16 protein-coding genes and 1 tRNA gene are annotated in these 17,275 nt (G+C 49.0%); all 17 read right to left on the bottom strand.

What is annotated here, in order from left to right:
* Position 1: 1 nt before the first annotated feature.
* A complete protein-coding gene (gene hemB / locus AUC31_RS05455; protein ID WP_058381021.1) occupies positions 2–982 on the bottom strand; it encodes a porphobilinogen synthase in 981 nt (326 codons plus the stop codon).
* Positions 979–1,683 (bottom strand): uroporphyrinogen-III synthase, encoded by a 705-nt coding sequence (locus tag AUC31_RS05450; RefSeq protein ID WP_058381022.1) that lies wholly within the window; start codon positions 1,681–1,683, stop codon positions 979–981. Before AUC31_RS05450 ends, hemB begins: the two co-directional genes overlap by 4 nt.
* On the bottom strand, positions 1,658–2,587 hold the full coding sequence (gene hemC, locus AUC31_RS05445) for a hydroxymethylbilane synthase (RefSeq protein ID WP_058381023.1): 930 nt from the start codon (positions 2,585–2,587) through the stop codon (positions 1,658–1,660). The genes AUC31_RS05450 and hemC overlap by 26 nt, the downstream gene beginning before the upstream one ends.
* An 18-nt stretch (positions 2,588–2,605) precedes the next feature.
* Positions 2,606–3,436, bottom strand: a complete 831-nt coding sequence (gene ccsA, locus AUC31_RS05440) for a cytochrome c biogenesis protein CcsA (RefSeq protein ID WP_058381024.1) — start codon at positions 3,434–3,436, stop codon at positions 2,606–2,608.
* 161 nt (positions 3,437–3,597) lie between these two features.
* The gene (hemA, locus tag AUC31_RS05435) at positions 3,598–4,980 is read right to left on the bottom strand and encodes a glutamyl-tRNA reductase (RefSeq protein ID WP_058381025.1); all 1,383 of its coding nucleotides are present in this window, start codon (positions 4,978–4,980) and stop codon (positions 3,598–3,600) included.
* A gap of 1,125 nt (positions 4,981–6,105) precedes the next feature.
* Positions 6,106–6,687, bottom strand: coding sequence for a ribosome biogenesis GTP-binding protein YihA/YsxC (gene yihA, locus AUC31_RS05430; protein ID WP_058381026.1), 582 nt, complete (start codon positions 6,685–6,687; stop codon positions 6,106–6,108).
* Complete coding sequence (gene lon / locus AUC31_RS05425) at positions 6,684–9,011, bottom strand: endopeptidase La (protein ID WP_058381027.1); 2,328 nt, start codon at positions 9,009–9,011, stop codon at positions 6,684–6,686. The genes yihA and lon overlap by 4 nt, the downstream gene beginning before the upstream one ends.
* 162 nt (positions 9,012–9,173) lie before the next feature.
* The gene (clpX, locus tag AUC31_RS05420; protein WP_058381028.1) at positions 9,174–10,445 is read right to left on the bottom strand and encodes an ATP-dependent protease ATP-binding subunit ClpX; all 1,272 of its coding nucleotides are present in this window, start codon (positions 10,443–10,445) and stop codon (positions 9,174–9,176) included.
* A gap of 172 nt (positions 10,446–10,617) precedes the next feature.
* Complete coding sequence (gene tig, locus AUC31_RS05415; RefSeq protein WP_058381029.1) at positions 10,618–11,919, bottom strand: trigger factor; 1,302 nt, start codon at positions 11,917–11,919, stop codon at positions 10,618–10,620.
* Between the two features lie 103 nt (positions 11,920–12,022).
* The gene (locus AUC31_RS05410; protein ID WP_058381030.1) at positions 12,023–13,003 is read right to left on the bottom strand and encodes a tetratricopeptide repeat protein; all 981 of its coding nucleotides are present in this window, start codon (positions 13,001–13,003) and stop codon (positions 12,023–12,025) included.
* Between the two features lie 64 nt (positions 13,004–13,067).
* Complete coding sequence (locus tag AUC31_RS05405) at positions 13,068–13,502, bottom strand: OsmC family protein (protein ID WP_058381031.1); 435 nt, start codon at positions 13,500–13,502, stop codon at positions 13,068–13,070.
* Between the two features lie 102 nt (positions 13,503–13,604).
* The gene (locus tag AUC31_RS05400) at positions 13,605–14,201 is read right to left on the bottom strand and encodes a YdcF family protein (RefSeq protein WP_058381032.1); all 597 of its coding nucleotides are present in this window, start codon (positions 14,199–14,201) and stop codon (positions 13,605–13,607) included.
* 165 nt (positions 14,202–14,366) lie between these two features.
* Positions 14,367–14,440 (bottom strand) — tRNA-Arg (locus AUC31_RS05395).
* Between the two features lie 84 nt (positions 14,441–14,524).
* A complete protein-coding gene (locus AUC31_RS05390) occupies positions 14,525–15,121 on the bottom strand; it encodes an XTP/dITP diphosphatase (RefSeq protein WP_058381033.1) in 597 nt (198 codons plus the stop codon).
* Positions 15,118–15,867, bottom strand: a complete 750-nt coding sequence (rph, locus tag AUC31_RS05385) for a ribonuclease PH (protein ID WP_058381034.1) — start codon at positions 15,865–15,867, stop codon at positions 15,118–15,120. The genes AUC31_RS05390 and rph overlap by 4 nt, the downstream gene beginning before the upstream one ends.
* A 76-nt stretch (positions 15,868–15,943) precedes the next feature.
* A complete protein-coding gene (racE, locus tag AUC31_RS05380; RefSeq protein ID WP_058383656.1) occupies positions 15,944–16,747 on the bottom strand; it encodes a glutamate racemase in 804 nt (267 codons plus the stop codon).
* 16 nt (positions 16,748–16,763) lie between these two features.
* Entirely contained in the window at positions 16,764–17,216 is a 453-nt protein-coding gene (locus tag AUC31_RS05375; protein ID WP_058381035.1) for a MarR family winged helix-turn-helix transcriptional regulator, read from the bottom strand.
* Positions 17,217–17,275: the final 59 nt, after the last annotated feature.

Genomic DNA, 17,275 nt, shown 5'->3' with positions numbered 1-17,275 from the left:
GTTATTTCCCCTCCAGCCAGCGTACCGCGTCTTTTGCGTGGTACGACATCAGAATATCTGCGCCCGCACGTTTCATGCTGAGCAAAGTTTCAAGGACGATTTTCTCTTCATCGACCCAGCCGTTTTGTGCGGCTGCTTTAACCATTGCGTATTCGCCGGACACATTATAAGCCACAATCGGAATGTCGAAGTTATCGCGGACTTCGCGGATGATATCAAGATAAGACAATGCCGGTTTGACGATCATGAAATCGGCACCTTCATTGACATCGGATGACGCTTCGCGAAGTGCTTCCATGCGGTTTGCCGGATCCATTTGGTAGGTTTTGCGGTCGCCGAATTGAGGCGTTGAATGCGCCGCTTCGCGGAATGGCCCGTAATAAGCGGAAGCATATTTCACGCCGTATGACATGATTGGAATATTTGAGAATCCGGCTTCGTCGAGACCGTAGCGAATCGCCGCGACAAATCCGTCCATCATGTTCGATGGCGCGATGATGTCTGCTCCGGCTTTCGCTTGAGATACCGCTGTACGCGCCAACAAGTCGAGCGACTCGTCATTCAAGATGACGCCGTCTTCGATAACGCCGCAATGGCCATGGTCAGTGTATTGGCATAAGCACGTATCGGCGATGACAACGAGTTCTGGATGGCGCTGTTTGGCAAAACGAATCGCTTCTTGTGTGATCGCGTGGTCGTGATAAGCTTGCGAGCCGACCGGGTCTTTATCTTTCGGAACACCGAAAAGAATGACGGACGGAATGCCGAGTTCGACCACTTCATCCAATTCTTCGCCAAGGCGGTCGATTGAAAAATGATAAACGCCTGGCATTGAGGAGATTTCTTTTTTATAGTCTTCGCCTTCCACAACGAAAATCGGATAAATGAAATCCTCTTTCTGGATGGAGGTTTCACGGACCATTGCACGAAGATTCGCTGAACCGCGCAGGCGGCGGTGGCGATCGAATTTCAAATCTTTCATAAGTTGCAACTTCCTTTCGCTATTGTCTGGATGATTTCAAGATACGTATAAGTTTCAGGGCGGAAATGAACTTCGCCCCCCGCTTCTTTAATCGCTCGTTCGGTGATGTGCCCAATCGCGGCAGTCTGAATGTTTTTGAAATTTCCGCCCGCATCCGTGTAAGCGGAAACTGCTGAAGGGCTGGCGAAAATAATCGTGACATTGGACATTTCTGCGAGCGCTTGCGCGTTGCTGCGCTTTTTGACGGTGTCGTAGACGGTCCATTCATCGATCGCAAGAGGCATCGACAAAATCGTGTCTTTGGCGAGCGCCCCCCGGACAAACAAACAGCGTTCCTTGCCGGCGATGTCCGGAAATTCCTGGACAAAGACATCGGCACTGAACGTTGATGGGATGAAGTCGACCGTATAGCCGTGTTCTTCCAGCATTTCAGCGGTCTTGTCGCCGACAGCCGCTATTTTCGCATTCGTTTCGGGATGCAGTTTGCAAAAAGCTTCGGCGCTATTGCGGCTCGTGAAAATCAGCCAGCCATAGCGCCCGAAATCAGGCACATCGGTGTTTCTAAGCACCGTTTCAATCAACGGAAAATATTCCACCTGTGCCCCGTTCTGCAGTGCCAGCTCTGCCGCTTCTTTCGGCAGCCGGCTGCCGGTGAAAATAATGACCGGTTTTTTCTTACACATTGCTTTCGGCGATGACACGCTGGATCAAATCATATCCGCCTTGTGCACTGATTTTTTCAGCTACGATACGGCCTGCTTCAATCGGGTCTTTGCCGGCCGCTGATTCTTTATACACTTGGTCGCCTTCTGGAGCTGAAATCAATCCTGTGAAGGAAATTTCATCACCTGAAACCGTCGCGTATCCTGCAATCGGCACTTGGCAGCTGCCGTTCATGTCTTTCAGGAATTTACGCTCCGCCGTAACGGCCAGTTCAGTTTCTTTATCGTTCACTTTCGCCAGTTCCACAAGAAGCTCTTCGTCGTCTTCACGGCATTCAATGGCGAGTGCGCCTTGGCCGATCGCTGGCAGGCAGTCTTCTGTATTCATGAATTCAGTGACGATGTCATCGCTCCAGCCCATGCGTTTCAAACCAGCAGCTGCCAGGATGATGGCATCGAAATCCCCTGCATGGAGCTTCGCGAGGCGTGTATCGATATTCCCGCGGATCCACTGGACATCGAGGTCCGGGCGCAGCAAAAGTAACTGCGAGCTCCGGCGCAAGCTGCTAGTGCCGACGACAGCGCCGACTGGCAAATCCATCAATTTCACATGGTCATTCGCAATAAAGGCGTCACGCGGGTCTTCCCGGTCCGGGATACAACCGATGACAAAACCTTCAGGAAGTACAGCTGGCATGTCTTTCATGCTGTGGACGGCGAAATCGATTTCCTTGGCATATAGCGCCTCTTCGATTTCCTTAACGAAAAGCCCTTTGCCCCCCACTTTTGACAATTGAACATCCAGGATGCGGTCGCCTTTAGTGACAATCTCCTTAATCTCGAATTCAAACGGCGCACCTGCCGCTTTCATTTTCTCGATGAATTGGTTGGTTTGCGTCAACGCAAGCTTGCTTCTTCTTGACCCTACAATGATTTTTCTCAACTGAATCCTACCTTTCTATTAATACCAAAAATGAAATTCCGATAAACGACTGCCGAAAAAGAAATTAATCAGCAATAACAAAAACGCATACAAATGAGCCCAGGCATAGTTCATGCCATTCAAGTTGCCTCGCCGGTGACGCCATAGAATAAAGCTATAGACAATCAGCAGGATGAACGAACCCACAATTTTTACATCTAAAATGGAAAATTCCTCCAACGATACGACTGCCCATTGGAAGCCGAGAACGAGCGAGACGAACAGCATCGGAATCCCGACCAGGATGGAAATGGTCATGCCTTGTTCGGTCTGCCCGAGTGACGGCAAGCTGCTCCATTGCTTCGTCCATTTCTTCTGCTTCAACAGCCTGTATAGCAGTAAGTGAAGCGCGGAAAAGACAAACGACAGTGAAAATGCCGCATAGGACAGAATCGCGAACGTGATGTGGATGAACAACAACTCCGACACCAAAGCTTCCCCAACCGGCGACCGTTCGATCTGGACCGGCGCAAATGTATGGATAACCATAAAGATGAATCCGATGATATTGATCAAAAATACCGCAAAGTCGAAGCGGTAAAAAATCCGCAAGACGAGCGATAGCGTAACGAGTAGCCACGCATAAAAATAAATGCCTTCAAACAAAGTCAGTACCGGGAATCGCTGCGTCTCTACGATATAGAGCACCAGGAACACGGTCTGCAATAACCACACGGCCCCAAGAAGTGACATGGCGATCCGGATGGCTTTTTTCGTAGTATATAAATAATCGACAAAATAAAAGACAAGGCTGATAGCATATAGTATAACCATAGCTTCATGCAGCCTTGCCATTGTTATATCAGCCATCCTATTCCCCTTCGTTTCCATAATTAAAGGCGTTTCGCCTCTACATTTTAACATATAGATTCGAAAACGCCTCATTATAAGATAGCTCTATCCCGCAATCGCGGCCCGGTTGGGTCATTTACGGCGATGGAGATGAAAACCCACGCCAATCGGAAATGCTTTTATACAGTATAGCCTGGATTTTCTTGCCCTTGCAGTGCTTCTTGCTGTTTTTCAAGGCGTGCACGCTCCGCTTTTTGGCGCGTCGCAAGCGCTTGTTTTTCACGCTGCTCTTCGACTTCTTCTTCAATGCCGAAAATCTGCATGAACAACTCTAGCTGTTCGCGTGATTTCTTCGCCGTGCCCATTTCCTTCGCCTGCAAAATCGGCTCTTTCAATAACTGGTTGATGATCGATTTCGTGTGCTTGTTGAGGATCTTCTTCTCGCGATCCGTCAAATCCGGCATTTTGTTCTCGATGCTTTCCATCGTTTCCGCTTGGATGCCAAGCGCTTTTTCACGCAGTGCAGAAATGACCGGAACGACGCCGAGCGTACCAAGCCAGTCGTTGAACTGCTCTGCTTCTTGTTCGATCATGCCGGCGATTTGTTTCGCCGCGCGTTCACGTTCAGCGAGGTTCGCTTCAACGATGCCTTGCATATCATCAATGTCATATAAGAAAACGTTTTGAAGATCGCCGATGCGCGGATCCATATCACGCGGTACCGCGATATCGACCATGAACAACGGCTTGCCTTTTCTCAGCTTTTCGACAAACTGCATCAACTCAAGATCGATGACGAAATCCGTCGACCCGGTGGACGAAATCAGGATGTCCGCTTCCAATAAGGCACATTGTAATTGATTCAATGGTTTTGCCATTCCGCCGAATTTATCAGCGAGCACTTCCGCTTTCTCGAATGTGCGGTTGATGACCGTAATGCGGTCTGCTCCGCTGCCTTGCAGGTTCTTGATGGCGAGTTCGCCCATCTTCCCTGCTCCGAGAATGACGACATGCTTGTTCTTCAATGAACCGAAGATCTTCTTGCCAAGCTCGACCGCTGCGTAGGAAACCGATACGGCGTTCTCGCCAATCGCTGTTTCGCTATGCGCACGTTTCGCCAGCGTCACCGCTTGCTTGAACAATTGATTGAACACGGTTCCCGTCGTGCCGATTTCTTGGCCTGCGAGGAAACTCGATTTCACTTGCCCGAGGATCTGCGTCTCGCCAAGCACCATCGAATCGATTCCGGCAGTGACACGGAACAAATGATCAATCGCTTCGTCCTGTTCATGAAGGAATAAATACTGGGAGAACTGCTCCATCGGAATGTCGAAATAGGAAGCCAAAAATTGCTTCACGTAAAAACGGCCGGTATGCAGCTGGTCCACGACGGCATAGATCTCCGTCCGGTTGCATGTCGATACGATGACGTTCTCCAATATGCTTTTTTGTTGTTGCAGGGCTTGCATCGCTTGTGGAAGCTCGCTTTCGATGAACGACAGCTTCTCACGGATCGATACAGGCGCTGAACGGTAGTTGACCCCGACTACGAGTGTATGCATGGGCTTAAAACACCTTTCGCGTTCAATATTTCATTTCCCTAAGTATACCACTTTTTCATCAGGTTATGCCTGCAATTTTGTGAACAAGGCATGAACCTGCTTGAACTTTGCTTTATCGTACAAGGGTTTCCGCTACGGAAACTCCACTTTATAATCATTCTAAACTTAACCTAATTACAATTCTAGCAAAGCGATTATGGTGTCACAAGTATAACGCTTGTAGTCGGAATTGACTGTGAACTTGTGCACAATAGATGGCAATTTTCATGGTGTTGAATTAGGAAAAAGATATGTATATTATCAAAATTAAGTAGGAGGTGTATTGGGTGGAGATTGCGCTTCAGGGAGGACGCTTGCCGAGGGGCGGGTGTTGAGCCAATGTGCCAAAGTACGCGGCACATTTGTCTCGCCAGCCCGCGCGGTCCCTCCGGCGTCGCCTCCCTTCCGCTTCATCTCTAATTTTAGAGGGGAAATATAATTCATCATACACTTAAGCAAGTGTGAAACACTTTAATCATCTTCGTAAATTCAAATTGAACTGATCACAGAACTTCTCTATAATTATCAAGTCCAGCTAAGCGTCGCCAAGAGCGGATAAAAACAATTAACAGTGACACTTCTTCGCATCCAACATCCAATGAAATCTAAAAGCCGAACCGCGCATACGGGCGAGCCGAAGCGATAAGACAAGTGTTCTTCTTGGCTTATTGCGGGAGGCATGCCCCAAGCGGGAGGCGGCTAGCTTTACGATGAAATAATCATCGGCCGATTTATCTCACTATCAAGTCCAGCTAGGTGTCCCTACCAGCGGATGAAACCAACTAATAATGACACGTTTTCGCACGCAATATCCAATGAAATCTAAAAGCCGAACCGCGCACATGGGCAAGCCGGAGCAATAAGACAAGTGTTCTTCTTGGCTTATTGTGGGAGGCATGCCCCAAGCGGGAGGCGACTACTTTATGAAGAAATAACCGATGAGCCATTCATCTCGCTCACTCGTTTAATTATCTCGTTCATCTATTTCAGCTGATTACTATACAAAACAAAAAACAGGACCCGGAAAATCAATGATTTTCCGGGTCCTGTTTTATTTCAAGCCAGTCAGGTGAACTGCCTGCTTGCTTACATGCGTTTTTCGATTTCCTGCCAGGCGGCTTCTTGCCCGAGCCCAGTTTCGGAAGAAAAGACGATTAATGGATCGCCTTTCTCCATGTCAAGCCCTTCACGGACGATTTTCTTATGCTTGTCCCATTTGCCTTTCGGGATCTTGTCGGCTTTTGTCGCGATGATGATGCACGGGATGTTGTAATGTTTCATGAAATCATACATCATTTGGTCATCTTTGCTCGGCGGATGGCGCAGATCGACGATTTGAACCACTGCACGCAATTGCTCGCGGCTTGTAATATAGGTCTCGATCATCTTGCCCCATGCTTCACGTTCGCTTTTGGATACTTTTGCGTACCCGTAACCTGGAACGTCGACGAAAAATAAGTCTTCTTCGATCTTGTAAAAGTTCAAAGTTTGCGTTTTGCCAGGTTTGGACGAAATACGAGCCATGCTTTTGCGGCCAATCAGTTTATTGATAAAAGACGATTTTCCGACGTTCGAGCGTCCGGCGAGTGCAAACTCGGGAAGCTCGGTTTCGGGGTATTGCGCTGGACGAACCGCGCTAATCACCAGTTCTACGTTATGGACCTTCATTCTTTTACTCCTTCCAGCGCAATTTCAAGCGCTTGTTCCGCTTGGCTGACGAGATGGAATTCCAATTCTTCACGGATGGTTTCCGGAATATCGTCGAGGTCGCGTTCATTTTCTGCAGGGACGATGATCGTCTTCAATCCTGCACGATGGGCGCTCAAAGTTTTTTCCTTCAGTCCGCCAATCGGCAAGACGCGTCCGCGAAGCGTAATTTCCCCTGTCATGCCGACGTCGCGGCGCACTGGCCGCTTCGTGAGTGCTGAAACGAGCGCTGTCGCAATTGTCACACCGGCGGATGGGCCGTCTTTTGGAACGGCTCCTTCCGGCACGTGGATATGGATATCGTGTGCTTCCTGGAAATTCGGGTCGATGCCAAGCGATTCTGCCTGTGCACGAACAAACGATAGCGCCGTCTGTGCCGACTCTTTCATGACATCGCCTAATTTACCGGTCAATTGCAGCTTGCCTTTGCCTGCAGATAGCGACACTTCGATCTGCAAAGTGTCTCCCCCAACTGCAGTATAGGCGAGACCAGTCGCAACGCCCACTTGGTTTTCACTTTCAGCCACGCCGTAGCGGAATTTCTTCTTGCCAAGATAGCTCTCGACTTCTTCCGCGCCGACTGTCACCTGTTCTTTTTCTCTCGAAACAATTTGCTTCGTTACTTTCCGGCAGACGGAAGCGATTTGGCGTTCCAGACCGCGCACGCCGGCTTCCCGCGTATAATAGCGGATCATGGAAACGAATGCGTCTTCTTGGAAGTCCAACTGCTCTGGCGTCAAACCGTGCTCTTTCAATTGTTTCGGTGCCAAATGGTTTTTGGCGATCAATTTCTTCTCAAGTTCTGTATAGCCTGCAATCGAAATGACTTCCATGCGGTCGCGCAGCGGCCCAGGAATCGATCCTAGGTCATTGGCAGTCGCGATAAATAGCACATTCGATAGGTCATAGCTTTCTTCGATGTAATGGTCGCTAAAGGAATTGTTTTGTTCAGGGTCCAATACTTCAAGCATCGCTGACGACGGGTCGCCACGGAAGTCATTGGACATTTTATCGATTTCATCAAGCAAAAATACCGGATTGACGGTACCTGCTTTTTTCATACCTTGAATGATGCGTCCCGGCATTGCGCCAACATAGGTGCGGCGGTGGCCGCGGATCTCGGATTCATCGCGTACGCCGCCGAGCGAGATGCGGACGAAATTGCGATCAAGTGAATCGGCGATCGAACGGGCAAGAGACGTCTTCCCGACACCTGGTGGTCCGACAAGGCAAAGAATCGGCCCACGCAGCGATTTGGTCATCTGCTGGACAGCCAAATACTCAAGTACGCGTTCTTTTACCGTTTCAAGGCCGTCATGGTCGCGGTTTAACACTTCTTCCGCGTAATTGATATCCAGTCGGTCTTCAGTCGTTTCAGACCAAGGAATCGTTACGAGCCATTCGATGTAATTGCGGATAATGCCGCTTTCCGCCGCAGCGGATGGCAATTTTTCGTAGCGGTCCAATTCTTTGAATGCCGTCTTTGCGGTCGATTCCGGCATCCCGGCTTCTTCGATGCGTTTTTTCAGGTCAGCCACTTCTGCGCCTTTGCCGTCCTTGTCACCAAGTTCGGTTTGGATTGCTTTCATCTGTTCGCGAAGATAAAACTCTTTTTGCGTTTGTTCCATTGCTTTTTTCACGCGGTCGTTGATGCGTTTCTCGATATCTGCCACTTCCTGCTCGTTATGCAGGCGGCTAATCAATAGTTCAAGGCGTTTCGTGATATCGAAAGTTTCAAGCACTTCCTGCTTCCCTTGCAATTTCAGCGATAGATGGGAAGCAATCATGTCCGCCAAACGGCCAGGCTCTTCGATATCTGCCACAGTATTGAAAGTTTCGGTCGTCACTTTTTTCGAGCCTTTGCCGAAGATTTCAAATTGTTCCAGCAAAATACGCATCAACGCATCTTGCTCTGCATCGCGCTCCGGTTCATCCGGGAACGACGTCACTTCCACTTGCGTGAATTTTTCGCCATCCTCGTATTGGTTCCACTGGCCGCGTTCAAGGCCTTCCACCAACACACGGATTGTGCCGTTCGGCAATTTCAGCATTTGCTTTACGTAAGCCAAGGTACCGATTTTATGCAAATCATCTTTGTCCGGTTGCTCCACTGCCATATCTTTCTGAGTCGCCAAAAAGACGATCTGGTCATCCATCATTGCTTGCTCGAGCGCTGCTACTGAACGCTCCCGGCCGACATCAATATGCAAGACCATCGACGGGAAGACGAGCAGTCCGCGAAGCGGCAAGAGCGGGACTTGTTTTGTCACTTTTTTCTTCGCCATAACTAAGTGCACCTCCGTCATTTCTCTTTCTCTCTGTCAGTCTGCGCCAATTATCTCGAAGACTGTTGTTTTTTCGTGGAAAAAGGGCTGACCCCCATACGCGCGGATGTGCACGATTCAGAGTCAGCCCGTATCATCCTATTCTTGTGCATCAGCCAAATTTTAAGCGGATGTTTTTTCGTTATTGCCGTTATCGAACTCAGTGCCGTCTTCCAGCATCAATTTCGGCTGCGAATTCTCGGTCACTGTTTCTTTCGTGATGATGCATTCGACGATATCTTCACGGGATGGCAAATCATACATCACATCAAGCATGATGTTCTCGATGATTGAGCGCAATCCACGTGCGCCTGTTTTCCGCTCGATTGCGAGGCGGGAAATTTCAATCAGTGCGTCGTGTTCAAATGTCAGGGTAACGCCATCAAGCTCCATCATCTTCTGATATTGCTTGATAAGTGCGTTTTTCGGCTCTGTCAGAATCTGCACAAGTGCATTTTCGTCCAATTGCTCAAGGCTTGCGAGCACTGGCAGGCGGCCGATAAATTCAGGGATCAAGCCGAATTTCAACAAGTCCTCTGGAATTAATTGGCTAAGAAGGGATTTTTCGTCCATTTCTTCTTTGTTTGGATCTGCACCGAAGCCAATGATTTTATTGCCGAGGCGGCGTTTGATGATTTGGTCAACGCCGTCAAACGCACCGCCTACGATGAACAGGACGTTCGTCGTATCGATTTGGATGAATTCCTGATGAGGATGCTTGCGTCCGCCTTGTGGGGGAACGCTTGCTGTTGTGCCTTCCAGGATTTTTAGCAAAGCTTGTTGTACGCCTTCGCCGGAAACGTCGCGTGTAATCGACGGGTTCTCGGATTTACGCGCCACTTTATCGATTTCATCGATGTAGATAATGCCTTTTTCTGCACGGTCAACATCGTAGTCTGCCGCTTGAATCAATTTGAGCAAGATGTTTTCGACATCTTCCCCGACATAACCAGCTTCAGTAAGCGATGTGGCATCCGCAATTGCAAACGGCACGTTCAGGATGCGCGCGAGTGTTTGCGCGAGCAAAGTTTTCCCGCTTCCTGTTGGCCCAATCAAGACGATATTCGATTTCGAAAGTTCGACATCGTCGATCTTGCTTTGGGAATTGACGCGTTTGTAATGGTTGTAAACCGCTACTGCCAAGGATTTTTTCGCCTTGTCTTGACCGATTACATAGCCACCTAGAATATCCATGATTTCTTTCGGTTTTGGTACTTCTTTGAACTCAGTTTCTTCTTCTGTTCCGAGTTCCTCTTCTACGATTTCCGTGCAAAGCTCGATGCACTCGTCGCAAATATATACACCTGGCCCTGCGACCAGTTTACGAACTTGTTCTTGCGGTTTACCGCAAAACGAACATTTCAAATGTTCTTTTTCATCATTGAATTTGAACAATGTAGTCACCCCTATTCAAGCCATTATCTTACAAGATTAATATGATTGTATCAACTAATTAGAACTATTCCAAAGAAACTGCCTTTATATGTAGGAACTTGAATTTGTTTGCCATTATGTATAGAAAACAAGGTGCGGTTGCCGCACCTTGTCCTATTGAGAATCTTATGTGTTATTCAGCAGCTTTTGCGTCAGAGATTTTAGCGTTCTCCACTAGGAACTCAACCGTGTTCTGCATACGGATGTCGTTTTCTAGCATTTCAGTGCCGCCTAGAGCTGTTTTGATTTGTTCAGCGTCCATGTTGAATTGGCCAGCCATTTTCTCAAGCTCTTTGTCGATGTCTTCAGAAGTAACTTCCATGTTTTCCGCTTTCGCGATTGCTTCAAGCGTCAATGATACGCGTACGCGTGTTTCAGCGTCGGCTTTCATTTGCTCGCGAAGAGCGTCTTCGTCTTGGCCTGAGAACTGGAAGTACAATTCCTTGTTCATGCCTTGCTGGCTTAGGCGTTGTTCGAAGTCTTGCATCATGCGGTCGATTTCAGAATCGATCATCGCTTGCGGGATTTCAACTGTAGCGTTTTCTGCCGCTTTTTGTACAAGTTGATCGCGCATTTGTGTTTCAGAAGCGTTGTCTTTCTCCGCTTTCAAGTTTTCTTTCATTTTCGTGCGAAGTGCGTCAAGACCTTCTACTTCTTCGTCAAGTTCTTTAGCGAACTCGTCGTTAAGTTCAGGAAGTTCTTTCGCTTTCACTTCGTTTACCGTCACTTTGAACGTTGCCGATTTTCCAGCAAGCTCTTCAGCGTGGTATTCTTCAGGGAAAGTGACTTCAACGTCTTTTTGTTCGCCTGTTTTAGCGCCGACCAATTGCTCTTCGAAGCCTGGGATGAATGAGTTAGAACCGATTTCTAGGGAGTAGTCGTTGCCTGCTCCGCCTTCAAACGCTTCTCCGTCTACGAATCCTTCGAAATCGATCACAGCTGTGTCGCCGTTTTCAACTTGCCCGTCTTCTTTGACAGTCAATTCAGCCATGCGTTCTTGGCTTTCTTTCAATTGCTCTTCAATTTCCTCATCCGTCACGTTCGTGTCTTCTTTGGAAACTTCAAGGCCTTTGTATTCGCCGAGTTCCACTTCAGGCTTCACTGTTACTTTAGCAGTGAATACCAATGGCTCGTTCTTTTCCAATTTTTCGATGTCGATTTCAGGGCGGTCAACCGGGTTGATGCCTGCTTCTTCGACTGCATTCGCGTAAGCGTCAGGCAGGATGAAATCAAGTGCATCCTGGTAAAGAGATTCTACACCGAAACGTTTTTCGAACATTTGGCGTGGCATTTTCCCTTTGCGGAATCCTGGTACGTTAATTTCTTTAACGACTTTTTTAAACGCTTTATCTAGCGCGCCGTTTACTTCTTCAGCCGGCACTTCTACTGTAAGAACTCCGACATTACCTTCTTGCTTTTCCCATTTTGCTGACATGTATAAGCCCTCCAAACAATTTTTTACAAAGTCATGTACGATTTTTGTACGATTTTTGACAACCTCCACATTATATCACACATACGAGCAGGTTCAACTATTTCTAACCATTGCGCAATTCTATGTATGCCTCGGCTTGCATGAGCATTTCCAGCAGTTTCGGATCAGCTTTCACTTCCGCTTCCCCGCTGAACAAACTATCGAGATATGCGTGGTAGGCTTCAGCGATCTCCGCTTCCTCAAACTCTTCCCAGAAAAACGGATACAGCAGGTAGATATGCCGGTCAACCAGTTCCATCGCCATCTGCAGCTTGGCTGGCTCTTTTTCCAAAGCCTCTTCCAAGCGCTTGCGGATTCCGAGCAGACGTGCATCTTTCAATGGATCCGGCAGTTCGTCGATCGCCAGCTCATTTGTGTAATGGAACTTCTCAACATTCACCGTTCCGCTAATCTGCTGTTCACGGAGCATGAGCAGCAGATAGGATTTCGCCACCCAATCCACTTCCGGATGCTTGATCAAGTCGATCAGCTGCTTTTTCATGGCACCATACGCCTCTTTAGGCAATTCGGTCACCCGCTGCTCCTGTTCGGCTGCGCTAAGCGGCAAAAATTGCTCGAGGCTGAATTGGCCCGTTTCCCGTTTGGCAGAGGCTGCGCTTTCGGCGATGCGTTCATTAAGATCGCGCAATTGATGGAATTGCTCCAAACGCTCTTTTGGCAGGACGTTTTCCTCGATGAGCACTTCGATCATCTTCTCGGCTTCTTCGAATTCCTTTACTTGCATTAAAATGCTTATGTATAGCTCCATTGTCTCCAAATAATGGATCGGTCCGACACGCAGCAATTCCTGAACGACTTCGAGCGCTTCCTCGAATTCCCCCAGCTCGTACAAGCTGTAGGCATATCCGCCGAGCGCCGCCGCATGGTCCGGCTCGTAGACGAGCACTTGGTACAGTTTATCGCGAGCATCGGCGTATTGTTCATTTTTTAAACTGGTCATCCCTTCCGAGAGCAGCCGAGTGACCGTTGTCGGAAAGACGATGACGTTGCCCTTGCGCTTCAAATCCCCAAATTTCTTCCGCATCCTACCACCTCTTTATCCATTCATCATACCATAGGAAAATACACTGTGAAAACGAAAGCCGGCGCTATTTTGCGCCAGCCTCTTCGCCATTCAAAACCAGTTTGTACGTGACGTCCGCTTTTAAGGAATGGGCGACCGGGCAATATTTCTCCTCGCTTACTTCGATGGCATGCCAGACCTTCTCTTTATCGATATCGCCTTCTACGATAAAGGTCACCGTAATCGCCAGAAATTCCTTCGGCGGGTTGCGGCGCTTGTCTCCTTCCGTGACGATTTCAATAGAGCGAACATCTTTCATTCTGGCACGCAGAATCATCACGACGTCCATGCCGACACATCCAGCAAGCGAACCGAGCAGCGCTTGCATCGGAAGCAAGCCTTGGTCGTTCCCGACTCCTGGATGGGCATCCATCCGGAGCCTGTGGCCGCCTTGCCCTATAGCTTCGAATACAAAATCCCCTTGCCATTTCGTGCTGAGTTTCAGTCCATCAGTTTCCATAGACAACACACTCCTCACAGCTTTTAAATAGTGTATCACTCAAGGCCGCTGTGTTCATCTGTTAAATTAAAAAACTGTCCACGCATGAGCGGGACAGTTTCATCAAATGACGGCATGCATCGCGACATAAGCCATATAGCAAACGACTTCACGCGCAAAAAACGGTGCGATGTTCGCAAAGCCCTTGAATTCGGTCGAAGGCGTCGGAGAAGAATGGGCGTCAATTCCAGCGTGTTCTGCCATAAGCAGCGCACGTTTCATATGTAAGGGATCGCTGACGACGAGAAAGCTCGACAAGCCGTTTTCATCCGCCAGTTCACCGGCGAAACGGAAATTCTCTTCCGTGATGAGCGATTGGGTCTCGATCAGAATGTCTTCTTCAGGCACATGGTTGCGGATCGCGAAATCCCGGCTTACGACCGACTCGGCGAGGTCCGCTCCGTCCGTAGTGCCGCCTGTGAAGATGATTTTCTCGACATAGCCCGCTTCGTAAAGATCGATGGCGTGGCGAATGCGCTGCTCGAGCACCGGCGAAGGTTCCCCGCCGATAACTTTCGTGCCGAGCACGATCGCTGCATCAACTTCCATCAACTCGGATTCACCGGCAAAAGTCCAAATGCTCGTCGCTGTCGCTGCAATTAAAATCGTTTGTACAAGGGAAAGCACAATCAAAATCCGTTTCCATTTGTTTCTGAACACGTCTCGTTTCCACCTTTTGGTCTGTTTATTCTCTATCTTTTTCCATTATACGATATACCTCACAAATAAACAGCTAAAAATCAAATGTCCATCATTTCTTCACAAGCGTTTTTCACAAAATGAAAAAACCTTGCTTTCCCGATAAGGGAAAACAAGGTTTTGAGACGTCCCAGGAGGGATTCGAACCCCCGACCGACGCCTTAGAAGGGCGTTGCTCTATCCAGCTGAGCTACTGAGACATGACTTTCCTCACGAAAGACAATTTTAATTATAGAAATCATCCGAGGAAAAGTCAATGCTATTTCAAAAAAATATCTTTTTTCTTATTTCAGCCACTCTGGCATCGCTTCACTGAGCTCGCGCAATGCTTGGCCGCGGTGAGAGATGGCGGCTTTTTCTTCGGGTTCAAGTTCCGCCATGGCACGCTCCTGGGCAGGCACGTAAAAGATTGGGTCGTAGCCGAAGCCGTGGTCGCCTCTGCGCAAGCGCAAAATTTCACCTTCGCATGACCCCGAGAAGGTTTGCGTTTGTTCACCCGGTGCGGCAACTGCCAAGACGCAGCGGAACCGCGCGGTGCGTTCTCCGTCCGGTACGCCAGACAACTTCTCCAGCACTTTTTCGATATTGGCGTCGTCGCTCTTTTCGCCTCCCGCATAGCGGGCAGAATAGACGCCCGGTTCTCCGTCCAATGCATCGATTTCGAGGCCGCTGTCGTCGGCGATCACCGGAATGCCGAGTTCTTTCGCGACGCCTTCCGCTTTCAGGATCGCATTGGCTTCGAACGTTGTGCCAGTTTCTTCGATGTCGAGGTCTTGTGCGACATCTCTTAAAGTTAATACTTCATAGCCTAGAGGGGACAGCAAGGTTTCAAAGTCTTTGGCTTTTCCTTTGTTCTGTGTGGCAATGACGATTTTTTTCATAGGGCGGATTCCACCTTTTCGCCGATCCGCGACGACAATTCGCCGATCGCTTGTTGTTGGATTTTGATCAATTGCTGGATCCCTGCTTCACCGAGGTCGAGCATTTCGTTCAATTCCTTGCGGCTGAATGTCGCTTCTTCGCCCGTGCCTTGCATTTCCACAAACTCACCGGATCCTGTCATGACCAGGTTCATATCGACCGCTGCTGTGGAATCCTCTTCATAGTTCAAGTCCAGGATGGCTTGCTTACTGCTGTTGATGCCGACGCTTGTAGCGGCCAAATAATCCGTCACTGGAAATACCGGCACGTCTAATTTGCCGAGTGCGATGGTCATGGCGATGAAAGCACCCGTGATAGACGCTGTACGCGTTCCCCCGTCCGCCTGGATGACGTCGCAATCAATCCACAGTGTGCGTTCGCCGATCTTCTCGAGATCGACGACAGCGCGCAAGGAGCGGCCGATCAGGCGCTGAATTTCCATTGTACGCCCGCCGAGCTTGCCGCGCGTCGCTTCGCGCTGGTTGCGGCTTCCTGTTGCGCGTGGCAGCATGGAATATTCAGCCGTTACCCAGCCTTTGCCTTGGCCTCTCAAGAAACCCGGAACACGCGACTCGATTGTCGCTGTGCAAATCACTTTCGTCTGGCCGACCGTAATCAGGACCGATCCTTCTGGATGGATCAAATAATCCGTTTCTACTTCCACCGGGCGCAGTTCATTTGCTTGTCTATTATCAATTCTTGTCATCATTGAATCCTCCTCATGTACTCAAAAAATCTTACCATAATTCTGCCTGGACGACAAAAACCCGGCGGCTATGCCGTCAGGTTTTCGGGAACTGAATCGAACGGATGCACGGATCGTCGATGGCGAGCCATTTTTTGATGATCGTGCGGAATATCTCCGTCGAACCGGATGTATAGAATTGATGGACGGGCGGTTTGCGGCGGTCCGCAAATTTGTCCTGATAGCTCAAGTGGCGCGAAACATCTTTGGCCGTCTCCTGAGCTGACGATAGAACCGTCACGGTGTCGCCGAGCTCTTGCTCGATAAAGCCCTGCAATAATGGATAATGGGTGCATCCGAGGATGGCGGTGTCGAATTCTTTCGATTTGATCGCCGATAAGGTCTCCGCTACCATGCGGCGCGCGAACTCCCCTTCATACTCATCACTTTCCACGAGCGGGACAAAGCGCGGACACGCCAATTGAATGACGTCTGAAGCCGAAACAAGTGATTTGATGGCTTTTTCATAAGCACCGCTCTTGACGGTTCCGGACGTGCCAAGGACGGCAATCTTCTTCGTCGAAGAGGACTTGATGGCAGCGCGGGCTCCAGGGAAAATAACGCCGATGACTGGGATCGGCAATTTCTTCTGTAAGGAATTGAGCGCTGCCGCCGTTGCCGTATTGCAGGCAATGACCAGCATTTTGATATTCATTTTCATGAGCGCTTCTGCCATCTGCCACGTATAGCGCCGAACTTCCGCAAGCGGACGGGGGCCGTACGGGCAGCGGGCATTGTCGCCGATATAACAGATTTTTTCATTAGGCAAAAGTTTCATGATTTCTTTGGCGACGGTCAATCCGCCGACGCCTGAATCAATGACTCCGATTGGCGCATTCAATGTCATAGCCCCGCTCCTATTTCATGTTGATATGCATTTTCTCCAACAAGCTTGAAAATTGCTCGACTTCCTCTTCACTGAAGTCCTCGAGTACTGCTTCCAAATAATCCTGGCGCTTCTTGATCACTTCTTCAATGATCCGTTCGCCTTCTTTCAATAATTTAATGCGCACCACCCGGCGGTCCTGCTCTTCGCGGATGCGGACGACCAGATCGTTTTTCTCCATCCGGTCGACCAGATCGGTCGTCGTGCTGAAGGCCAAAAACATTTTATTCGACAAATCGCCGATGGTCATGTCGCCATGTTCGAACAGCCATTGAAGCGCCACGAACTGCGGCGGCGTGATGGTATACGAATTCAGGATTTCACGGCCTTTTTGTTTGATGATCCCGGATATATAACGCAATTCCTTTTCCATAAATGCCACACGCTCCAAGTCGTGGCGGCGGTTTAAGTTGTCTTCAGTCATGGACTTGGTTCACTCCCTAGCTACTGGTATTTGTTCCATAGTGACGCTTTCGCTCCCAT

This window comes from Planococcus rifietoensis (assembly GCF_001465795.2).
Lineage (GTDB): Bacteria > Bacillota > Bacilli > Bacillales_A > Planococcaceae > Planococcus > Planococcus rifietoensis.
Note: the sequence above shows the minus strand (reverse complement) of the source record. Positions and strands in the feature narration are given on the sequence as shown.

What these genes read in the sequence shown, in the direction of transcription:
- hemB (WP_058381021.1), bottom strand. Translation starts at nt 982, where the DNA reads ATGAAAGATTTGAAATTCGATCGCCACCGCCGCCTGCGCGGTTCAGCG.
- tig (WP_058381029.1), bottom strand. Translation starts at nt 11,919, where the DNA reads ATGTCAGCAAAATGGGAAAAGCAAGAAGGTAATGTCGGAGTTCTTACA.
- AUC31_RS05375 (WP_058381035.1), bottom strand. Translation starts at nt 17,216, where the DNA reads ATGACTGAAGACAACTTAAACCGCCGCCACGACTTGGAGCGTGTGGCA.
- hemA (WP_058381025.1), bottom strand. Translation starts at nt 4,980, where the DNA reads ATGCATACACTCGTAGTCGGGGTCAACTACCGTTCAGCGCCTGTATCG.
- rph (WP_058381034.1), bottom strand. Translation starts at nt 15,867, where the DNA reads ATGACAAGAATTGATAATAGACAAGCAAATGAACTGCGCCCGGTGGAA.
- yihA (WP_058381026.1), bottom strand. Translation starts at nt 6,687, where the DNA reads ATGAAGGTCCATAACGTAGAACTGGTGATTAGCGCGGTTCGTCCAGCG.
- lon (WP_058381027.1), bottom strand. Translation starts at nt 9,011, where the DNA reads ATGGCGAAGAAAAAAGTGACAAAACAAGTCCCGCTCTTGCCGCTTCGC.
- AUC31_RS05390 (WP_058381033.1), bottom strand. Translation starts at nt 15,121, where the DNA reads ATGAAAAAAATCGTCATTGCCACACAGAACAAAGGAAAAGCCAAAGAC.
- AUC31_RS05405 (WP_058381031.1), bottom strand. Translation starts at nt 13,502, where the DNA reads ATGGAAACTGATGGACTGAAACTCAGCACGAAATGGCAAGGGGATTTT.
- AUC31_RS05410 (WP_058381030.1), bottom strand. Translation starts at nt 13,003, where the DNA reads ATGCGGAAGAAATTTGGGGATTTGAAGCGCAAGGGCAACGTCATCGTC.
- ccsA (WP_058381024.1), bottom strand. Translation starts at nt 3,436, where the DNA reads ATGGCTGATATAACAATGGCAAGGCTGCATGAAGCTATGGTTATACTA.